The organism is Kribbella sp. CA-294648, assembly GCF_050943845.1.
Classification (GTDB): Bacteria; Actinomycetota; Actinomycetes; order Propionibacteriales; family Kribbellaceae; genus Kribbella.
On sequence record NZ_CP191981.1, the window covers coordinates 4,462,615 to 4,482,845 of the forward strand.

Consider the following 20,231-nt stretch of genomic DNA (forward strand, 5'->3'; position numbering starts at 1 on the left):
ATGGTAGACACAGTTCAGCCGACAGCACAACCGGGAGCCCGATGATCAACCTGCTCTGGGGTGACCCGCTGCCGCCGACCCGCGGTCCCAAGCCGGCGATGACCGTCGAAGGCATCACCGGTGCCGCGATCGCACTCGCCGACACCGACGGCCTCGACGCCGTGTCCATGCAGCGCGTCGCGGGCGCGCTGTCGTTCACGAAGATGGCCCTGTACCGGTACGTCCCGGGCAAGGCCGAGCTGGTCGCGCTGATGACCGACGTGGCGATCGGCCCGCCGCCTGAGCACAAGCAGCAGCCGTGGCGGGAAGCGTTGAGAACCTGGGCGCTGGACCTCTACGCCGCCTTCGAGAAGCACCCGTGGCTACTGCTCTCGACCGTCGGCCGGCGCGAGCTCGGACCGAACGAGCTGACCTGGATGGACCACGGGATCCGCGCGCTGACCGGGTCCGGCCTGAACGGCGGTCAGCAGCTTGACGCGGTTCTGACCGTCGTCGGGCACGTGCGCACGGTCGCGCAACAGTCGCTGACCATGCCCGGCGGGACCACGGGCGTGACCGAGGAACACATCACCTCGGCCTTGAGCGAAGTACTGGCCACTCAGGCTGAGCGGTTTCCCGGTCTCGCGGCCGCGATGAGGTCGGTCGACGGCCACCAGAACAAAGGGCTGACCTTTGGTCTCGACGTGATCCTGGACGGGCTCGAAGTACTGATCAAGCGCGGGTGAACCGGGCCCGGTAAGTGCTGGCGCTCAGGCCGTAGTGGGACTTGAAGCGACGGGCGAAGTAGTTCTGGTCGGGCCAGCCGACCGCTTCGCCGATCCGGCTGATCGGCTCGTCGGTGTGCAGCAGCCGAGCGGCGGCCAGCTCGACGCGATGGCGGGACAGGTAGGCCATCGGCGGCAACCCGGTCGACGACTTGAACAGCCGCACCAGGTAGCCCGGCGCCAGGTGAAGCTCGGCGGCAAGCTCCTTCAGCGTCCAGTGATGCGCGGGGTCGGCTTCCATCAGCTTCATCGCGGTCAGTACTGCGGGATGCGCCGGCCTGCTGGCGCCGAGATCCTCGCCGGCCAACGCGCGCGCCAGACAACTCAGGAACAGCGACAACCGGCCGACCACATCGCCGCGATGCAGGTCGAACGGCCGGGCGCGCAAATCCTCCAGGTGCTCCAGCTGGCTGACGCACTCCTCCAGCGGGATCGAGTCGAGGTGGCCGGTCAGCACGCCTCGCCGCTGGGCCGAGTTGGGCCCGGTCCAGAGCAGGTAGCCGAGCAGCGGGTCCTCACGCGTCCAGGACAGTTCGTGCTGCAACAGGTCCGCGGAGAAGCAGCAGTTGAAGACATCGAGATCCGTGCAGCCGTCGTACCCGTGCCAAACCCCAGGCCGTAGCAGCAGGACATCTCCGACCGACAGCTCCTGGTAGCCGGCCGGGCTGTGGTGCAGCCCGGCGCCGCTCATCACCACCGCCACCTCGAAAAAGCTGTGGGTGTGGACGGGATGCCCGTCCGGGTGCACGTAGCGACCGGCGTACGCGTAGGAGCCGTCGATGAAATGCAGCAGGGTTCCGGTGGTTTCGACCGGCGGATCGGCCATGGTCCAACATACGAGCCCAGGTGCATTTCGTGCTACCTCCGGTGCACTCCGGACTATGCGCGAACCGGCGCGGGCCGCAGGATCGAGAAGACAAGAATGAATCGTTTCACCGACTGGAGCGCCATGACTCGTCCTGCCGCCGCACCCGCGTCCATCCGCTTCGAGCATCGCACTGGAGACGGCCCCGTCCTGGGCCTCGGTACTGCGTCCCCCCGCCTCTCGTGGCAGGTCCCGACCGCCGCTGACGACTACCGCCAGACCGCATATGAGGTGGAGATCGTCCGAGGCGACGACTTCCCCGAGCTTCACACCGTCGAGTCACCGGAACAGGTGCTGGTCCCCTGGCCCGGTACGCCGCTCACGTCTCGCCAACAGGCCCAGGTCCGCGTCAGGGTCAGCGACGGCACCAACTGGAGCGACTGGAGCGATCCGGCCGTTGTAGAGGCCGGCCTGCTCAGCCCTGACGACTGGACCGCCCGTTTCGTCAGCCCCAGTGACATCGGCACGTATGAGCAGCCGGCACCCATCGTCAGCGGCACCACGACGCTGCCGGACGGCATAGTCAGCGCCCGGCTCTACGCGACCGCCCACGGCGTCTACAAGCCAGAACTCAACGGGCAGCGGGTCGGCGACGAGGAGCTGGCCCCAGGCTGGACGGCGTACCAGTTCCGCCTCCGCTACCAGACCTACGACGTCACCGACCTCGTGCAGCCAGGCGAGAACACCCTGGACTTCCTGCTGGGCAACGGCTGGTACCGCGGCCGCCTCGGCTTCCAGAACCAGCACGCCTTGTACGGCGACCGCCTGGCCGTACTCGCGCAGCTAGAGGTCACCACAGCCGACGGCAAGACCCAGGTCTTCGCCAGCGACTCCACCTGGACCGCCCGCGACAGCCAGATCATCGACGATGACCTGTACGACGGCCAGCGCACCGACCTCACCCACTCACCCGCCGACCCGACGCCGGTCGAGGTACTGGACGCGGACCTCGGATTGCTGGTCGCTCCCGACGGCCCACCGGTCCGAGTCACCGAGGTACTGCCGGCTGTCGAGCTGACCACCTCGCCGTCGGGCAAGACACTGGTCGACTTCGGCCAGAACGTGGTCGGCCGGGTCCGGCTGCGCGTCCGGGGCGGCGCTCGCGGCGACGAGGTCGTACTACGGCACGCCGAGGTGCTCGAAGACGGTGAGCTCGGCGTCCGTCCGCTGCGCTCGGCGAAGGCGACCGACTCCTACGTGCTGGCCGGTCCGGACGGGGTCACCCTCGAATCGGAACTCACCTTCCACGGCTTCCGGTACGCCGAGGTCACCGGCGTCGACGGCCTGGCCAAGGAGGATCTCGAAGCCGTCGTGGTCGGCTCCGACCTGCGCCGGACCGGCTGGTTCGAGTCGTCGAACGCGTTGCTCGACCGGTTCCACGAGAACGTGGTCTGGGGGATGCGCGGCAACTTCCTCGACGTACCGACCGACTGCCCGCAGCGGGACGAGCGGCTGGGCTGGACCGGCGACATCCAGGTCTTCTCCCCGACTGCTTCGTTCCTGTTCGACAGCGCGGGCTTCCTCACCAACTGGCTGGCCGATCTCGCTAGTGAGCAGCACAAGGACGGCTCGGTCCCGTTCGTGATCCCCGACGTACTCCGTGACGCCGGCCCGGCGACCGCTGCCTGGGGTGACGCGGCAACAGTCGTCCCCTGGGTGCTCTACCAACGGACGGGCGACCTCAGCCTGCTGGTCCGGCAGCTGCCGAGCATGCGGGCATGGGTCGACCGGATGACCGACCTGGCCGGTGACGACCTGCTGTGGACCGGCGGCTTCCAGTTCGGCGACTGGCTGGACCCAACCGCGCCCCCGGACAACCCGTTCCAGGCCAAGGCGGACCACGACGTCGTCGCGACGGCACACCTGGCGCGCTCGGCCGAGATCGTCGGGTGGGCGGCAGAGCTGGCCGGCGATGCCGACTTGGCCGCGCGGTACTCCGGCCTCGCAGCGAAGGTCCGTGCGGCCTTCGCCGCGGAGTACACGACTGAGGGTGGCCGGGTGCTCAGTGACGCGGCTACGACGTACGCGCTGGCGCTGCAGTGGGCCCTGCTGCCGACAGAGGAGCAGCGGAAGCGTGCCGGTCAGCGGCTGGCCGACCTGGTTCGCACGTCGGGCTTCCGAATCAGCACTGGCTTCATCGGTACGCCGCTGATGACTGATGCACTCACCGACGCTGGTGAACCTGAGCTGGCTTACCGCCTGCTCCTGCAGACCGGCTGCCCCTCGTGGCTCTATGCCGTGACCATGGACGCGACCACTGTCTGGGAGCGCTGGGACAGCATGCTTCCCGACGGCAGCATCAACCCCGGACAGATGACGTCCTTCAACCACTACGCACTGGGTGCAGTCGCCGACTGGATGCACCGACGAGTTGCCGGTATCGCGCCAGGCGAACCGGGCTACCGCACGCTCGTGGTGGACCCGCTGCCCAACTCGCGCCTCACCAGGGCCGCTGCTCGCCACCTCACGCCGTACGGCGAAGCAAGTGTCGAGTGGACCCGCAGCGACGGCAGCTTCCGCCTCGCCATCACCGTCCCAGTCGGGGCGACCGCGACCGTGCACCTGCCAGACAGCAGCAGCCCGGTCGAAGTACGACATGGGAAGCACCAGTGGACCACCACCGACCCGTACTCCGACGCAGCGCCGCTCGGGGCTGATCCGAGCATCCGGCAGCTCCTCGACCACGAGCCGACCTGGCAGGCAGTCGTCAGCGCGGCGGTGGAGGCCGGTGTGGTCGAGGACGACGCCCAGCTGGCCGGCAAGCTCGAGCGCTACCTGGACGCTCCCGCGACCGAGCTCGTCCGGGCCGTCAGCGGCGGGTTCTCGACCGGCGCCGAGGCCCTGAAGGCCCGGCTCGACTCTTTGCTCATCGCGCAGTGAACAGCACTGGAGGCCATCATGATCCGCTCACGTAGGACAACTCCCCTGGCCGGCCTGGCGATCGCGGCACTCGCCCTCACCGCCTGCAGTGCCGGCAGCCTCGGTTCGAGTGACGAGGGCGGCGGCGGCAGCGACGTCGTCACGCTGAACTTCCTGGTCGACAACGCCGACCAGACGGTCAAGACGGCCGAGCAGCTGGGCAAGGACTTCACCGCGAAGAACCCCGGCATCACCATCAAGGTGGAGACCCGCCCGGCCGGCAGCGAAGGCGACAACATCGTCAAGACCCGGCTGTCCACCGGCGACATGAGCGATGTGTTCGCCTACAACTCGGGCTCGCTGTTCCAGGCGATCGCTCCGCAGAAGAACCTGGTCGCGGTCGGCGACCAGCCGTTCGTCGGCGGGCTGGACGACAACTTCAAGAGCACCGTCACGGCCGGCGACCAGGTCTACGGCGCGCCGTACGGCGGGTTCCTGGCCGGCGCGATCCTCTACAACAAGCCGCTGTACGCCAAGCTCGATCTGCAGGTGCCCAAGACCTGGGCCGACTTCATGGCGAACAACGCCAAGATCAAGGCGGCCGGGGTGGCGCCGGTGATCCAGACCTATGGCGAGACCTGGACGTCGCAGCTGTTCGTCCTGGGCGACTTCCACAACGTGTCCGCGGCCGAGCCGGACTTCGCGGACAAGTACACCAAGAACCAGGCCAAGTACGGCACCTCCGCGGCGGCCCGGAAGGGTTTCGAGCATCTTCAGGAGGTGCACGACCTGGGCTACGTCAACAAGGACTTCGCGTCGGCCAAGATGCCGGACGGTCTCAGGTTGCTTGCCCAGGGCAAGGGCGCGCACTACCCGATCCTGTCGGCTGTGGTCAGCGAGTTGGTCGCCACCTACCCGGCTGCTGCGAAGGACGTCGGCCTGTTCGCCATCCCCGGTGACGACGCCGCGAAGAACGGCCTGACCGTGTGGGCTCCCGGTGGCGTCTACATCCCGACCAGCACGACCGGGGCCAAGCTGGACGCGGCGAAGAAGTTCCTCGGCTTCGTGGGCAGCAAGGAGGGGTGTGACTCGCAGGCGAAGGCCGGCGCCGTCACCGGGCCGTTCGCGGTGACGGAGTGCAAGCTGCCGGCCGACGTACCGCAGGCCGTCAAGGACATGCAGCCCTACATCGATACCGAGGGTGCTTCGAGCCTGGCGCTGGAGTTCCTCTCGCCGGTGAAGGGCCCGTCGCTGGAGCAGATCACCGTCGAGGTCGGCTCCGGGATCCGCAAGGCCGCCGCCGGCGCCTCGCTCTACGACGAGGACGTCAAGAAGCAGGCGCAGCAACTCGGGCTGGAGGGCTGGTGAGCCGTGGCCACGACGTCGATCGACACGTCCACGAAGACGCGCTCGAGGGTCGCGGGCCCGGATCGTGGCCGGCTGCGTAGTCCGTACCCGACCTGGTTCTACGCTCCGGCGGCGGTCGTCTACGGCGTCCTGTTCGCGATCCCGACCTTCGCCTCGTTCTACTTCAGCCTGACCCGGTGGAGCATCTTCGAGTCGAAGTTCATCGGGTTCGAGAACTTCGTCACGTTCTTCCAGGAGCCCGCCCTGGTGAAGGGCTTCACCAACACGCTGATCTACGCCGTCGTCACGTCGGGGACGAAGGTCGTCCTCGGCTTGCTGCTGGCCGTCCTGCTGACCTCGCAGATCGTTGCCCGTGGCTACCTTCGGTCGGTGGTCTTCTTCCCGGTACTGGTCTCCACGATCGGTGTCGGACTGACCTTCACGGTCTTGATGAACCCCGAGCGGGGGCTGATCAACAGCGGGCTCGCGGTGCTCGGGGTGGACGGACCGGGCTGGCTGACCGACCCGCAGTACGCGTTGCTGTCGGTGGCACTGGTGGACGTGTGGAAAGGTGTCGGGCTGGCGACGCTGATCTACATCGCGGGCATCGTGTCGATCCCGGCGGAGTACCTGGAAGCCGCCAAGGTCGACGGCGCCACCGGGTGGCAGAGCTTCCGCCGGATCGTCCTGCCGCTGGCCCGGCCGGCCACCGTCACGGTGATCATCTTGTCGCTGATCGGCGGGCTGCGGTCGTTCGACCTGATCTGGGCGATGACGCGCGGCGGGCCGGGATTCACCTCGGACGTGATCGCCTCGGTCATCTACAAGCAGTACCAGGCCGGGTTCTACGGCCTGTCCACCGCGGGCAACGTCGTCCTGTTCGTCGTGGTGACGGCGATCGTGCTGCCGTTGTCGCGGTTTCTCAACCGCAAGGAGGTGGAGTTGTGAGCACCGCGACGATGTCCGGACCCAGGCCACGGAAGAACTATCTGCTCAGTGTGGTGGCGATCCTGGTGTCGATCGTCGTCTTCCTGGTGCCGTTCGCGTTCATCGTGCTGACCGCGGTCAAGGACCGGCAGCAGGCATCGCTGCTGGACTTCTCCTGGCCGCACCAGTTCCAGTTCGTGCAGAACTTCATCGCCGTGGTCGAGGCGCGCGACTACATGCTGATCATCGCGTTCATCAACTCGACCATCCTGACGGTCGCGAGCGTGGCCGGGATGGTGGTGCTCGCCGCGATGGCCGCGTTCGTCCTGCAGCGGCGGCAGACCCGCTGGAACGGCCTGGTCAATTTCCTGGTGCTGTCCGGCTTGATCATCCCGCCCGCCGTCGTACCGACGATCTGGGTGCTCCAGCGGATCGGGCTGTTCCGGACCATGCCCGGGCTGATCCTGGTCGAGATCGCGTTCGGATTGTCGTTCTGCATCCTGCTGTTCCGCGCTTTCGTGGGGACCATCCCACGCGAACTCGACGAGGCCGCGATCATCGACGGCGCCGGACCGGTCCGGCTGTTCTTCACGGTGATCTTCCCGCTGCTGCGCTCGGTCATCGTGACGGTCGTGGTGGTCCAGTCGGTCGTCGTCTTCAACGACTTCGTCAACCCGCTGTACTTCCTGCCCGGCGACCAGAACGCCACCGTCCAGCTGACCCTCTACAACTTCTCCAGCCAGTTCACCACGCAGTACAACCTGCTGTTCATGAACATTCTGCTGATCACCCTTCCACCGCTGGTGATGTTCCTGTTCTTCAACCGCCAGATCGTCGCCGGCATGACCGCCGGCGCCGTCAAGGGCTGAGTAGCATGCGGAGATGGGCTTCTACTCCGATCGCGTAGTACCCCGGCTCGTCAACCTCACCTGCGGTTCCAGGATGGTCGATCCGCTCCGGCGGCGCGCCTGCGAAGGGCTGCACGGCGAGGTTGTCGAGATCGGGTTCGGATCGGGCCACAACGTTCCCCACTACCCCGCGGCCGTGACGGCGGTGACCGCGGTCGAGCCGTCCGAGGTCGCCTGGCGGCTCGCCGCGGACCGGGTCGTCGCGGCCCAACTGCCGGTACGCCGCGCCGGTCTCGACGGTCAGGCCCTGCCCTTCGAGGACGACACCTTCGACAGCGCGCTGTCCTCCTGGACCCTCTGCACCATCCCGGACGCGGTCGCCGCCCTGCGCGAGCTCCGCCGCGTCCTCAAGCCGGGCGGGACCTTCCACTTCGTCGAGCACGGCCTCGCCCCCGACGAGTCCGTACGCCGCTGGCAACACCGCCTGGAGCCCATCCAGCGACGTGTCGCCGGCGGCTGTCACCTCACGAAGCCGATCGCAGAACTCATCACCACCGCCGGCTTCACGATCACCCAGGCCGACGTGTTCTACCAGCCGGGCGCACCGAAGTCCCTGGCCGCTTTGACTCTCGGAAGTGCCGTCAGCCCGGCAGCATCAGAGCACTGACGGGAGCTGCTCGGCGAGCCGCTGGTAGTCCTGGGCGCTGTTGTAGGCGTGCGCCGACAGCCGGACGAAGACGCGGGAGTCGAAGGCCGTCAACGTGATCTCTGCCTTCAGGTCGCGGGACACCTTCGCCTTGAAGGCCTCGCCTGCCTCTGGCGAGGGCACTCCCGCGAAAGGAAGCTCGACCAGACGCATGGTCGCCGCCGAGTGGGCGACCTCGCCGAGGCCGGTCCCTAGCGCCTTGGCGAGCAGCTTCGCGCTCTCGTCGAGCATGGCCGACAGCTCCGACCGGCGTCGCGGCCACTCGAGCTCGGCGAGCACCCGCAGCGACTCGGGCGCGGCGATCCACGGCGCATAGTCGGCGGTCCCCTGCTGGTCGAACCGCTCCGGCAGGCGCTCGTCGTTCTCCGACCAGCTGACGATCAGCGGCAGCGTCGCCGTACGCCACTGCTCGGCCACCACCAGCCCGGCAGTCGCGCGCGGCGAGGCCGGCCACTTGTGGAAGTTGCCGGTCCAGAAGTCGGCGCCGTCCTCGGCCGGTGCGTCGAGCAGTCCGGGGGCGTGGGCTCCGTCCACGATCGACGGGATGCCGCGCGAGCGGCAGAGGTCGGCCAGGCGGCGGATCGGGAAGACCATCGCGGTCGCCGAGCTGATCTGGTCGACGATCAGCGCCGCGACCCGGTCGTCGAGGGCCGCCTCGATGGCCGCGACCACGGAGTCGTCGTCGGCCTCCAGCGGTACGTCGACGGTGACGACCTCAGCCTGGTTGGCCCGGGCGAAACGTTCCGCGGCGTACCGGACCGCGCCGTACGCGTGGTTCGTCAGCACGATCCTGCTGCCTGCCGGGATCGTGATGGCCGCGAGCGCGGCCGTGACGCCGGCGCTGGCGTTGGGGACGAGCGCGAAGCCCGCCGGGTCGGTCTGCAGGTAGGCGGCCAGCTCCAGCCGGCTGGCGGTCAGCCGGTCGGCGACCGAGCGGAACCAGCGCATCGGATTCGCGTCGGCTTCGGCCCGCAACGCGGCCAGCAACTCCTGCGTCCGGCGCGGGACAGCGCCGTACGAGCCGTGGTTCAGGTGCAGGACGCCGGGGTCGAGGGTCCACAGGTCTGGGCGGGGGCTGAGTACCGTCACCACCCAAACGGTACATACTTCTCGGCGTGTATCCCTATCTCGACCACGAGGGGCCGATCGCGATGGCCCACCGCGGCGGTGCTCTGCACCCGGAGAACCTCGGCTACGAGAACTCGATGCACGCCTTCGAGCACGCGGTCGCCCTCGGCTACCGGTACCTCGAAACGGACCTGCACGCGACCAGCGACGGGGTCGTGATCGCTTTCCACGACCACCGCCTGGACCGGGTGACAGACCGCACCGGCGTGATCTCCCAGCTGCCCTGGTCGGAGGTCCGCAAGGCCAAGATCAACGGGCACGAGCCCATCCCGCTGCTGTCGGAGGTGCTGGAGCACTTCCCCAAGGTCCGGCTCAACCTGGACATCAAGGCCGACAACGGCGTCCTGGCGGCGGCCAAGGTACTGCGCGAGCACGACGCGATCGACCGCGTCTGCGTCTCCTCCTTCTCGCAGGCACGCGTCGAGCTGATCCGGCGCGAGCTCGGCGAACGGCTCGCCACCGGCCTCGGGCAACGCGAGATCGCCCGGCTGCGCTTCTCGCCGTTCCGGCTGTCGTCACCCGGCGCCTGCCTGCAGATCCCCGAGTACTACGGCCGCCTGCGGGTGCTCACTCCCGGGCTGCTCCGCCGGGCGCATGCCCTCGGCAAGCAGGTGCACGTGTGGACCGTGGACGACCCGGCCGAGATGCACCGGCTGCTCGACGCGGGCGTCGACGGGCTGATCACCGACCGGACCGACCTGCTGCGCGACGTACTGGTCGAGCGGAATCAGTGGGTTTCCTGACACACTCCCCCGCATGGGAATTCTCTCGGCCCCGGCGAGGGTGGACAAGCGCGAGTACTGGGGCTTCTGCCTATACGACTGGGCCAACTCCGGCTACGTGACGACGGTCGCGACCGTGCTGTTCGCGCCGTACCTCACCTCGGTCGCCGAAACCGCCGCCTGCGGGCGCGTCGGTACCGCGGAAGATCCGTGCACCACCAATCTCCAGGTGCTCGGGCTCGGCATCGCTCCCGGCTCGCTGGCCTTCTACGTCGTGACCGTCGCGACCCTGATGTCGGCGCTGTTCCTGCCGATCGTTGGGGCGATCGCCGACCGGTCTCCGCGCAAGAAGGTGCTGATGTGCGCGTTCGCGTGGACGGGTGCGCTGGCTGCCTGCTGCATGGTGTTCGTCGAGGGTGGCCGCTGGGAGCTCGGCGCGTTGCTGCTGTTCGTCGGGAACCTGTGTCTGGGGTCGTCGATGGTCGTCTACGACTCGATCCTGGTCGATATTGCCGGGCCTGATGACCGCGACGACGTGTCCTCGCGCGGCTGGGCGTTCGGCTACCTGGGTGGCTTCGTCCTGCTCGCGATCAACCTCGGTGTGGTCACCGCGCACGACGCGCTGGGGATGAGCACGGGCACGGCGGTGCGGTTGAGCCTGCTCACCGCCGGGCTGTGGTGGGGGTTGTTCACCTTTGTGCCGTTCATCCGGCTGAAGAACCGCCCGCCGGCCAGCGTCGTACCGGTCCGCAGCCGAAGCCTGGTCAAGCAGAGCTTCGGTCAATTGTTCGCGACGCTCAAGCACATCCGGACCTATCCGATGACGTTGCTGTTTCTGGTCGCCTATCTGTTCTTCAACGACGGCATCCAGACGGTCATCGCGGTGTCCTCGACGTACGGCGAGAAGCAGCTCGGGTTCGAGACCCAGGTGCTGATCATGACCATCCTGCTGGTCCAGTTCATCGCGTTCTTCGGCGCGCTGGCGTTCGGGCGGTTCGCCCGCCGGTTCGGCACCCAGCGCACGATCATGGGCGGCCTGGTGGTCTGGATGCTGATCGTGATCGCCGGCTTCATGCTCCCGGCCCGGCAGATCGTCCCGTTCCTGGCGATGGGCGCCGCCATCGGCATCGTCCTCGGCGGCACCCAGGCGCTGTCCCGCTCAGCCTTCAGCCAACTCATCCCGAAAGGCCGCGAAGCGGAGTACTTCAGCCTCTACCAGGCCGGCGAACGAGGCACCTCCTGGCTGGGCACCCTCGTCTTCGGCCTGGTCCACCAGATCACCGGCTCGTACCGGCCCGCGATCGTTGCCCTCGGCCTCTTCTTCGTCATCGGCCTGGTCCTGCTCTCCCGGGTCGACATGCGCCAAGGCATAGAACAAGCCGGCAACCCCCAACCAACCCGAGTCTGACCACAACACCCAAGCCGTTTACACGACCACCGTGGTGGGCGGGAAGCCGGCGCTGCCGCCTGCAGGTTGCCGCGGCACCCCACGGCAACCTGCACCCCACACCAACACGGCCGGGCGGCTCACCCCGCCCTTTCTTTGCAGCCGTCAGGCTGCGCCCGGGCCGACCTCAGTTGGGGTGAGTGGCCGCCGTACAGGTGCAGCCGTGGAGTACTCGTCAGCACCCACGTCGTACGGCGCGGTGCGGGGGTGGCCGTCTAGGTCGTCGGTGACTCGGCTTGAGTGGTCCATGCTCGTTGCGTTCACGGCGGCACTGCCGAAGCCGAGGCGGTAGACGCCGTCGGTGCCAGCCACGAGTTTCGGGTCGGCTCGGGTGTAGCCGGATGACGGGATGTTGCCGTTGCTGGCTGAGCCCCACAGGATGTTCCCCGACCAGGTGATGCCCTGCTGGTACGGCATGTCGACCAGTTGGCCGCTCGAGCCGACCAGGAGGTTGTCGGAGATTCTGCACGCCAGGGGCGGAAGGGTGCGGTGGCTCTCTCCGACGATGCCCTCGGCGTTGTTGCGCAGCGTGTTGAGCACGATCGTCACCCGGTCGGGAGCGTCGTTGCCGGTTCGCGAGCTTGACGGCTCACCCTCGTAGTGGTCCCGCACCGAACCACTGCCGAGCACGATCCCCGCACTGCGCACACCACCGACGTAGTTGTTCACGATCAGATGATCGTTGCCGTAGATCCGGATCCCATTGCCGCCAGCAAGCACATGGTTGCCCTCGACCCGGTTCGCGTTGCCGTGCCGCAGGACGATGCCGCCGCCGGACGAGCGCAACGTGTTGTACCGGATCGTGTTTCCGGACGACTTCACCGAGATAGCCTCCGGGTCGCCGTTGGTGCGTTCGAACAGGTTGTACTCGACCGTCGCCGCCGACGTACTCAACGCCTTGCTGCTGACCCCCAGACGGATCGGCTCACCGCCGTTCGACCCGCTGAACGAGTGATCCCGGAAATAGTTGCGCAGGATGTAGGTGCGCTTGGCCATGACCGTGCTCGACGGGCCGTCTATCACCAGGTAGCAGCCGACCGTGGACTTGCCATGGAAAACGTTGCGGTCGACCTTCACGTCGTCACCGCGCACCACCACCCAATGGCTGGCCGCCGAGGCCAGCGCGAAATCGTTGCGCGTCAGCCGGATCCGCGTACACGACGACGGCAGGTCCAGCGTCGTGCTCTGCTTGAAGACGAACCCACTGACCGTGATCCAGGACGAGTTCGACATCACGAAACTCTGCGAACCGGTCAGCGTCACACCCCCGCGGCTCTCCGCCTTGATGGTGATCGGCGACGTACTGGTGCCGTTCTTGCCGGAGACCCTGATCGGCGAGCCCGACGGTACGGCGTACGAGCCGTTCGCGAGCACGATCGTGGTTCCGGGGGTGGCCGAGTTGATGGCCGACTGGAGCTGGGACAGCGACGTGACCACCGCGGTCGCTCGCGCGTCCGCCGAGCGTGGTCTGGGTAGCTGGAAGGCGGCGACGGCGGCAACACCGAGGCCGCCGGCCAGAAAGGCACGACGATCCATGACAAGTCTCCTCAACCGTTGGGGCGGTACAGCTTTCGGTACTCACTCGGCGTCACCGAGCTGACTTGACGGAACACTTTGGAGAAGTACGACTGGTCCATGCCGACCGCGGCCGCGATCTCCTCCATCGGCCGGGTCGTCGAGGCGAGCTCACGCTGCGCCCACTCGATCCGGGCCCGCTTGATGTACTGCTTGGGCGACAGCCCGAACTCGGCGCGGAAGCGCCGGACGAACGTCGCCAGATCCTGCCCGAAGTGGGCAGCCAGTTCCTCGACCGTCAGAGGCGTGCCGAGGTTCTGCTGGATGTACTGAACGACACTGGACTCGCTGGTCTGCTGGGTCGACAGCCGGACAGACCCGGGCGGCGCGCTGTCCAGGTAATGCGCGAACAGCGCGGTCAGAGCCGACCGCAGGCGCAGCGGTGTCGCCAGTCCCGGCGGATCGCGATCGGCGGCGCCGACTTGCTCGAACAGAGCCGCAGCTTCCTCCGGCGCCTTGCTCTTCACGATGTACGGCAACGTCAGCAACTCACCGATGTCCCGGTCACCGATCAGCGCCGAGAAGTGCAGCCAGTGCTTGCGGAAGACGTTGTCGCTGATCGTCTCGTACGACACCGGTACTTCGGCCGGGAGATAACAAAGATCCCCCGGCTCCGGATAGAGCTCCTCCTCCCCGACCACCAGCCGGCCCTCACCCTCGAGGATGAGGTAGAGCCGCGAGAACGGATCGGGCTGCAGCGGCCGCGACCATTCGCGGTGCACCCGGGTGATCCGGGCAGCGACGACAAGATCCAGCCGCAGCCGATCCAGCTGGGTTCTGATCAGCTCGTCCTCACGTCGGGTGATGACCGGGGCCCGGGTTGTCATGACGCATGCGGCCCGACATCGGAAGGCGTCAGCGGCCGCAGGCACGGCCGCCGGCGGGAGAACTCGTCGGCGCCGACATCCGCCCGGCCGGTACGCCGGTCGCCGTCCAGGTCGGTGTCAACGTCACGGTACGAGCGGGTAGCGGCGTTGATCGCCGGGCTGCCCGTGGTGAGCCGGCGGATCCCGTCCGGCCCCGCGACCAGCTTCGGGTCGGCCCGCTTGAAGGTCCCGGCCGGCGCGTTGCCGTCTGTCGCCGTACCCCAGTGCAGGTTGCCCGACCAGGCGATTCCCTCCTGGAACGGTAGGTTCACGAGTTGTCCGTTGTCACCCATCAGAAGATTGTCGGTGATCGCGCAACCCAGCGGCGGCAGGGTCCGGTGGCTCTCGCCGCTGATCGCGGTCCCGCAGTCCAGCACGGTGTTGAGCGCGATCTGTACGCCGTCCGGCGCGTCGTTGCCGCGCCGCGACGCCGGTGACTCCCCCGGGAAGTGATCGCGCACGTTGCCGCTGCCGAGCACGATGCCCGAACCGCCGATCCGCTCCAGGTAGTTGTTCACGACCAGGTGCCGGTCGCCGTAGATCCGGATCCCGTTCGAACCGGACAGCAGGTAGTTGCCCTCGACCCGGTTCGCGTTGCCGTGCCGCAGCACGATGCCGCCGATGCTGTCGCGGATCGTGTTGTGCCGCACGACGTTGCCCGACGACTTCACCGAGATCGCCTCCGGATCGCCGTCGGCCCGCTCGAACAGGTTGAACTCGACGATCGCACCGGCGGTGGACAGCGCCCGCGGGCTCACTCCGAGCCGGATCGACTCACCGCCGTTGCTGCCGGGGAAGCTGTGATCGCTGAAGTGGTTGCGGTACACCCGGACACCGGAAGCCATCCCGTCGGTCCCGGCGCCCTCGATGCCGAGGTAGATGCCCAGCGTCGTCTTGCCGTGGAACGCGTTGTGGTCGACGCTCGAGTGGTCGGCCCGCACCATCACCCAGTGCAGGCCCGCGATATCGGCCAGCTGGAAGTCGTTGCGGGTCAGCCGGATCCGCCGGCAGTCGGGCGGCAGCTCCAGCGTCGTGCTCTGCCGGAACGCGAACCCGCTGAGCGTGATGTCCGACGAACCGGTCAGCACGAAACTCTGCTCACCGGTCAGCACCACCCCACCCGGCGTCTCGGCCTGGACGGTGATCGGCCGACCGGGCGCGCCTCGCATCCCGGTGATCGCGATCGGCGCCCCGGCCGGGACCGCGTAGTGGCCGTCGGCAACGGTGATCACGGTGCTCGGTACGGCGGTCGCGAGCGCGCGCCGCAACTCGTCGAGCGAGCGGACGAAGCGGCGGTCCCGCGTCCGGGCCGAGGCGGGCAGCCCGCTGGTCATCGAGACTCCGGCCAGCCCGGCGGCGACAGTCCCAGCGGTGAGAAAGGTACGGCGGTTCATCAGGTCTCCCGGATCAGGCGGATTTCAGGCGGACTTCAGGCGGATGGAGTGAGGAACAACTCGATGACGGGTACGGCGACCTCGGGGCGGCGTACCGGAAGTTGCAGGGTCAGGGTGCCGGGCGGCTGTCCGCCCGGCTGGGTGTTCTCGTGCAACCGGCTCGGGTCGGGCTCGACCAGCTGGATCTCCGAGGCGTCGGACAGCAGTTGCGCGTAGTCGACGCGGCCGGCCAGTCCAGGTAGATGCACATGCTTGAACGGCCAGCTGAACAAGTGCAGATAGAGCCGATCGCCGTTCTGGGTGTAGCGGCTGTCGGGCGGAGCGGCGTACTCGGAAGCGCCACAGCCGCGGATCGACCGCTCGTGCAGCCGCATCCAGTCGCCGATCGCGGCCAGCGTTCCTTCGGCGAGTGGGTCGATCAGGCCGCGGCCGGTCGGGCCGACGTTGAGCAAGAGGTTGCCGTCCTTCGAGACACCGTCGATCAGCATCCGGACCAGGAGGTCGGGACTCTTGTAGTCGAAGTTGTCGCGGTCGTAACCCCAGCTGCCGTTGAGCGTCTGGCACGCTTCCCACGCGATCGGCCCGTCGGGACCGGTCATCGGACCCGCCGGCTGGTACTGCTCCGGCGTCACGAAGTCACCCGGCAGACCGGTCCGGTCGTTGACCAGGATGTCCGGCTGCAGCTCCCGGACGATCGCGAGCAGCTTCTCGGCACCCCACTCCTCGGCGCCCTTCCCACCCCAGGTCTGCGGTCGCCCGGCATAGGAGAAGTCGAAGAACAGATAGTCGATCTGCCCGAATCCGGTCAGCAACTCCCTGACCTGCCCGTGCAGATACTCCCGGTACTGCGCGATGTCGCGCCCGGCCGCTTCTGTCTTGAACTCCTCGTCGTCGCGCTGGGGGTGCAGCCCGTCGACCGGGAAGGACGGGTGATGCCAGTCGATCAGCGAGTGGTAGAAGCCGACCTTGAGCCCCTCGGCCCGGCACGCCTCGACGAACGGCGTGAGCAGGTCCCGCCCGTACGGCGTGTTGGTCACCTTGTAGTCGGTCAGCGCGCTGTCCCACAGACAGAAGCCGTCATGGTGCTTGGTCGTCAGTACGACGTACCGCATACCGGCCGCTCGCGCCGACTTGGCCCACTCACGGGGGTCGTACAGATCGGGGTCGAAGCGTTCGAAGTACCGGGCGTACTGCTCGTCGGTCATCCGTTCGCGGTTCTTGACCCACTCGTGCCGGGCGGGCAGGGCGTACAGGCCCCAGTGGACGAACATCCCGAGTCGCTCGTGGCGGAACCACGCCTTTCCACTCATCCCTTCAACGCTCCCTGGGTCAGCCCGCGGGCGAACGAACGCTGGAAGAACAGGAAGACCAGCACCGACGGCAGCAACGCGAGCAGTGAAGCGGCCATCACGACTCCCGGGGTCACCAGCGGGTCGATCCGCAACGTCCGCAGCGCCAGCGGGAGCGTGTACGCGTCGGAGTTGGTTGCCACCAGCAACGGCAGGAGGTACTGGTCCCAGATCATCGTGAAGCCGAACACCCCGATCACGCCGAGCGCGGGCTTACACAGCGGCAGGATGATCTGGGCGAAGATCCGGAACTCGCCGGCCCCGTCGATCCGGGCCGCCTCCTCGAGCTCACGCGGTACGTCCTTCATGAACTCGGTCATCACCAGGATCGAGAAGGCCCACGCACCCAGCGGCACGATCATCCCGGCCAGCGTGCCCATCAGGTTGACGTGCACCAGCGGCAGGTCGGCCAGCACGAGGGTCAGCGGCAGCGCCAGGATCTCCTCGGGCAGCATCATCGTGGCGAGGATCGCGACCATCACCAGCGTCATCAGCGGGAACACCTTGCGTGCCAGGGCGTAGCCCGCAAGGACAGACACCGCGACCTGGAGCAGGAGGCCGAAACCGACCACGAAGAACGAGTTCAGCAGATACTTCAGGACACCCTGGTCGAAGGCGATCCGGAAGTTGTCGAGCGTCGGGCTCTTCGGGATCACACTCAGCTGGGTCGGGTCGGAGACATGGTTGAACGAGCTCACCAGCAGCGCCAGCAGCGGCCCGGCGAACACCACGAACAAGCCGGTGTAGACGATGATCTTGACGATCCGGGCCCGAATGCCCTTGCTCTCGGTGAGACCCAGCGCGGTCTCGGTGGCGACACTCATGCGGCTCTCCTTCTCCGGAGCAACTGGACGCAGACGGTCAGGACGAGGGTCGCGGCGAAGAGCAGGACGGCACCGGCCGAGCCCACGCCGAGCCGGTTCTGTTCCAGGCCGAGCTTGTAGATCAGCGTCATCACGACTTCGGTGGAACCGTTCGGCCCGCCGTTGGTCAGCAGGAAGACCTCGGTGAAACTCCGGAAACCACGGACCGCGGCGAGCACGAACAGAATCGCGAACACCGGCCGCAGACCCGGCAGGGTGACATGCAGGATGCGCTGCTTGGTCGACGCGCCGTCGACCGTCGCGGCCTCGTACAGGCCACGGTCGATCCCGGCCAGCCCGGCCAGGAAGATCATCATGTCGTACGGCGCGCCGCGCCAGATGCCGGTGACCGCGATCGACGCCAGCGACGTGTCCGGATCGTTGATGAACCCCGACGGGCCGAGACCGATCAGCGCGATCACCTGGTTCATCAGACCGTCGCTGGTCGGGTGGTACATGATCCGCCACAGCTCGGCGACGACCGCCATCGGTACGACGACCGGCAGGAACGCCGCCGACCGGATGAAGTTCAGCTTGCGGGTCTGGCCCTCCACCAGCAGGGCCAGCGCGAAACCGAGCGCCATCGCACCGAACGTCTGTCCGACCGCCAGCACGATCGTGTTCCAGGTCGCCGACCGGAAGCTCTCCGACGAGAGGATCTCGCTGTAGTTCGCCGTACCGGCCCAGGTGTTGCCGAGATAGGGCCGGACCTCCTGCACCGACATCGAGATGGCCTGGGCCATCGGGATGAACTTGAAGTACAGGAAGAGGATCAGGGCCGGTGCCAGGAACAGCCACGGAATCCACCACCGGCCGCCCCGGGCGGCCCTGGCCCGGGAGCCGGTCCCCCGGCGCCGAGCGCCGGGGGCAGCCGCCGAGGGCGGCGAGGCAGGTGGAGCTTCTTGCACAGTCACGAGGCGTCGATGCCCTGCTGCTTGAGCGTCTCGGCCAGCTTGCCGTCGAGCTTGGTCAGCTCCGCCGGGACGTCCAGCCCGCAGTCGGCGATCAGGGCGTTGATCGTGTCGGCCGTCGCCTGCCGGACCGGCGTCCAGTTCGGGATGGTCGGCGAGTACCGGCCGTGGTCACGGTAGACATCGGCGTACACCTTCCAGCGCGGATCCTTGCGGACCGTGGTGACGTCGACGGCCTTGTTGACCGGCAGCTGCACGTTGAAGGCGGCCTCGCCTTCCATGCCGACCTTCTGCCCCTCGACGGAGATCACGAAGGAGGCGAACGAGTTCTGAGCGGCCTCGTTCGCCGAGCCGGCCATCATGTAGACGCTGCCGCCCTCGGCCAGCACGGTGGAGTCCTTCGCACCCGGCGGCATCGCGACGACCTCGTACTTGTCCTTGCCGAGCGACTTGTCGAACCGCGGCATCAGGTACGGGCCGACGACGTACATGCCGGTCTTGCCCGCCTCGAACGTCTCGTTGGTGGGCGGCGTGTCCATCGTCGCGGCGCCGGGCTGGATCACCTTGCTGGTGCAGGCCAGGTCGCGGAACCACTTGGTGGCGGCCACGGACTCCGGCGTCGACATCGCCGGCTTGTACTTCCCGTCGGCCTGCTTGGCGATGAACTCACCGCCGGCGGCCCAGAGGAAGTTCGAGAAGTACCAGGAGGCATACCCGCGCTTGGTCGAGCCCGGCACGGCCAGCCCGAACGTGTCGTTCTTGCCGTTGCCGTCCGGGTCCTGGGTGGTGAACGCCTTCGCCAGCGCGACGAACTGGTCCAGGGTCTTCGGTGCGGGCAACCCGGTCTTCTGCCGCCAGTCCTTGCGGATCAGCAACGCGCTGGCCTGCGCGGAGTACGGGACGCCGTAGAGCTTGCCGTCACCGGCGCGGGCGGACGCCAGCGCGGTCTCGATCAACTGGTCGCTACCCGGTACGGCGGCCGGGTCGACCTCGCGGACGATCCCCTCGCTGACCATCGACCCGAGCTGGGCCGAGTCGTTCATCACGATGTCCGGCAGATCCTTCTGGGCCGCCCGCTGCGACAACTTCGTCTCGAAGTCGTCGAAGATCGCGGTCACCTCCACCTTCTGCCCGGTCTTGGCCTCGAAAGCCGCAGCCAGCTTCTTCATCCCCTTCTCGCCGTCCCCACCCGGCTTGGTCCGCGTCCACAGCTCCAACGGCGCCTTCGGATCCTGTTCGACCTTGGCGGCCCCACTGCTACCGCAACCGGCCACCACAAGCACCGCCCCCAGCCCCAGGGCAGCCCATCTCAACGACCTAGCCATGCCAACTTCTCCTGCCCATGCAGCCTGCCCATGCAGCCTGTCGACGAAGAGGCGATTTGTACTTTTTACGCCTCATTTCGTCGCAAGATAGCGCTTTCCAAGCGCGGCCGTCAATGATTCGACATGCCTCACGACATGGGAGCGCGCCCAGTACGACGACGCCCACGCGTGCTCCTCCGTCGCCCGCTCCCACCCCACAGCTACCTCGCCCCTCCGTCGCTCGTCCCGCTGCCGCGAGTACGTGTTGCGCAGATGAGCCGCTCGGCTGGCTGGCGAGCAGGCAGCTCCTGTCGGCCGACCACTGGGCGATAGGGCCGACGGTCACGCTCCTCCGC

At 67.7% G+C, this 20,231-nt stretch carries 17 protein-coding genes; 8 read left to right on the forward strand and 9 right to left on the reverse strand.

The window, feature by feature from the left end:
- Window positions 1-41: 41 nt before the first annotated feature.
- Window positions 42-725, forward strand: coding sequence for a TetR/AcrR family transcriptional regulator (locus ACQPYM_RS21180; RefSeq protein WP_433002293.1), 684 nt, complete (start codon window positions 42-44; stop codon window positions 723-725).
- Here the strand turns inward: ACQPYM_RS21180 and ACQPYM_RS21185 are convergent.
- Window positions 712-1,590 (reverse strand): AraC family transcriptional regulator, encoded by an 879-nt coding sequence (locus ACQPYM_RS21185; protein WP_433002296.1) that lies wholly within the window; start codon window positions 1,588-1,590, stop codon window positions 712-714. The genes ACQPYM_RS21180 and ACQPYM_RS21185 overlap by 14 nt on opposite strands.
- 96 nt (window positions 1,591-1,686) lie before the next feature.
- Here ACQPYM_RS21185 and ACQPYM_RS21190 point away from each other — a divergent pair, with 96 nt between their 5' ends.
- Genes ACQPYM_RS21190 through ACQPYM_RS21210 form a run of 5 tightly spaced genes read left to right on the forward strand, consistent with a single transcriptional unit; the run spans window position 1,687 to window position 8,277 of the window.
- The gene (locus ACQPYM_RS21190) at window positions 1,687-4,509 is read left to right on the forward strand and encodes a family 78 glycoside hydrolase catalytic domain (RefSeq protein ID WP_433002299.1); all 2,823 of its coding nucleotides are present in this window, start codon (window positions 1,687-1,689) and stop codon (window positions 4,507-4,509) included.
- Between the two features lie 18 nt (window positions 4,510-4,527).
- Complete coding sequence (locus tag ACQPYM_RS21195) at window positions 4,528-5,856, forward strand: ABC transporter substrate-binding protein (protein WP_433002302.1); 1,329 nt, start codon at window positions 4,528-4,530, stop codon at window positions 5,854-5,856.
- Between the two features lie 3 nt (window positions 5,857-5,859).
- On the forward strand, window positions 5,860-6,783 hold the full coding sequence (locus ACQPYM_RS21200) for a carbohydrate ABC transporter permease (RefSeq protein ID WP_433002305.1): 924 nt from the start codon (window positions 5,860-5,862) through the stop codon (window positions 6,781-6,783).
- Window positions 6,780-7,631, forward strand: a complete 852-nt coding sequence (locus tag ACQPYM_RS21205; protein WP_433002308.1) for a carbohydrate ABC transporter permease — start codon at window positions 6,780-6,782, stop codon at window positions 7,629-7,631. The genes ACQPYM_RS21200 and ACQPYM_RS21205 overlap by 4 nt, the downstream gene beginning before the upstream one ends.
- A 13-nt stretch (window positions 7,632-7,644) precedes the next feature.
- Window positions 7,645-8,277, forward strand: a complete 633-nt coding sequence (locus ACQPYM_RS21210) for a class I SAM-dependent methyltransferase (RefSeq protein ID WP_433002311.1) — start codon at window positions 7,645-7,647, stop codon at window positions 8,275-8,277.
- Here the strand turns inward: ACQPYM_RS21210 and ACQPYM_RS21215 are convergent.
- Entirely contained in the window at window positions 8,266-9,405 is a 1,140-nt protein-coding gene (locus ACQPYM_RS21215) for an aminotransferase class V-fold PLP-dependent enzyme (protein ID WP_433002314.1), read from the reverse strand. The genes ACQPYM_RS21210 and ACQPYM_RS21215 overlap by 12 nt on opposite strands.
- A gap of 26 nt (window positions 9,406-9,431) precedes the next feature.
- Here ACQPYM_RS21215 and ACQPYM_RS21220 point away from each other — a divergent pair, with 26 nt between their 5' ends.
- Together ACQPYM_RS21220 and ACQPYM_RS21225 are read left to right on the forward strand one after the other, a co-directional pair.
- Window positions 9,432-10,187: a glycerophosphodiester phosphodiesterase gene (locus ACQPYM_RS21220; protein WP_433002317.1), complete on the forward strand. Its 756-nt coding sequence runs from the start codon at window positions 9,432-9,434 to the stop codon at window positions 10,185-10,187.
- Between the two features lie 13 nt (window positions 10,188-10,200).
- A complete protein-coding gene (locus ACQPYM_RS21225) occupies window positions 10,201-11,574 on the forward strand; it encodes an MFS transporter (RefSeq protein ID WP_433002320.1) in 1,374 nt (457 codons plus the stop codon).
- 144 nt (window positions 11,575-11,718) lie between these two features.
- Here the strand turns inward: ACQPYM_RS21225 and ACQPYM_RS21230 are convergent, their stop codons facing one another.
- From ACQPYM_RS21230 to ACQPYM_RS21260, 7 genes are read right to left on the reverse strand one after another with little or no spacing between them, the layout of a single operon-like run.
- On the reverse strand, window positions 11,719-13,149 hold the full coding sequence (locus ACQPYM_RS21230; RefSeq protein WP_433002323.1) for a polysaccharide lyase 6 family protein: 1,431 nt from the start codon (window positions 13,147-13,149) through the stop codon (window positions 11,719-11,721).
- Between the two features lie 11 nt (window positions 13,150-13,160).
- A complete protein-coding gene (locus ACQPYM_RS21235; protein ID WP_433002325.1) occupies window positions 13,161-14,015 on the reverse strand; it encodes an AraC family transcriptional regulator in 855 nt (284 codons plus the stop codon).
- On the reverse strand, window positions 14,012-15,448 hold the full coding sequence (locus ACQPYM_RS21240; protein ID WP_433002328.1) for a polysaccharide lyase 6 family protein: 1,437 nt from the start codon (window positions 15,446-15,448) through the stop codon (window positions 14,012-14,014). Before ACQPYM_RS21240 ends, ACQPYM_RS21235 begins: the two co-directional genes overlap by 4 nt.
- A 35-nt stretch (window positions 15,449-15,483) precedes the next feature.
- Window positions 15,484-16,758 carry an alpha-L-fucosidase gene (locus ACQPYM_RS21245; protein WP_433002331.1) on the reverse strand — a complete coding sequence of 425 codons (1,275 nt, stop codon included), beginning with the start codon at window positions 16,756-16,758 and terminating at the stop codon, window positions 15,484-15,486.
- On the reverse strand, window positions 16,755-17,621 hold the full coding sequence (locus tag ACQPYM_RS21250; protein WP_433002334.1) for a carbohydrate ABC transporter permease: 867 nt from the start codon (window positions 17,619-17,621) through the stop codon (window positions 16,755-16,757). Before ACQPYM_RS21250 ends, ACQPYM_RS21245 begins: the two co-directional genes overlap by 4 nt.
- Window positions 17,618-18,574, reverse strand: a complete 957-nt coding sequence (locus ACQPYM_RS21255) for a carbohydrate ABC transporter permease (RefSeq protein WP_433002337.1) — start codon at window positions 18,572-18,574, stop codon at window positions 17,618-17,620. Before ACQPYM_RS21255 ends, ACQPYM_RS21250 begins: the two co-directional genes overlap by 4 nt.
- On the reverse strand, window positions 18,571-19,896 hold the full coding sequence (locus tag ACQPYM_RS21260; RefSeq protein WP_433002340.1) for a sugar ABC transporter substrate-binding protein: 1,326 nt from the start codon (window positions 19,894-19,896) through the stop codon (window positions 18,571-18,573). Before ACQPYM_RS21260 ends, ACQPYM_RS21255 begins: the two co-directional genes overlap by 4 nt.
- Window positions 19,897-20,231: the final 335 nt, after the last annotated feature.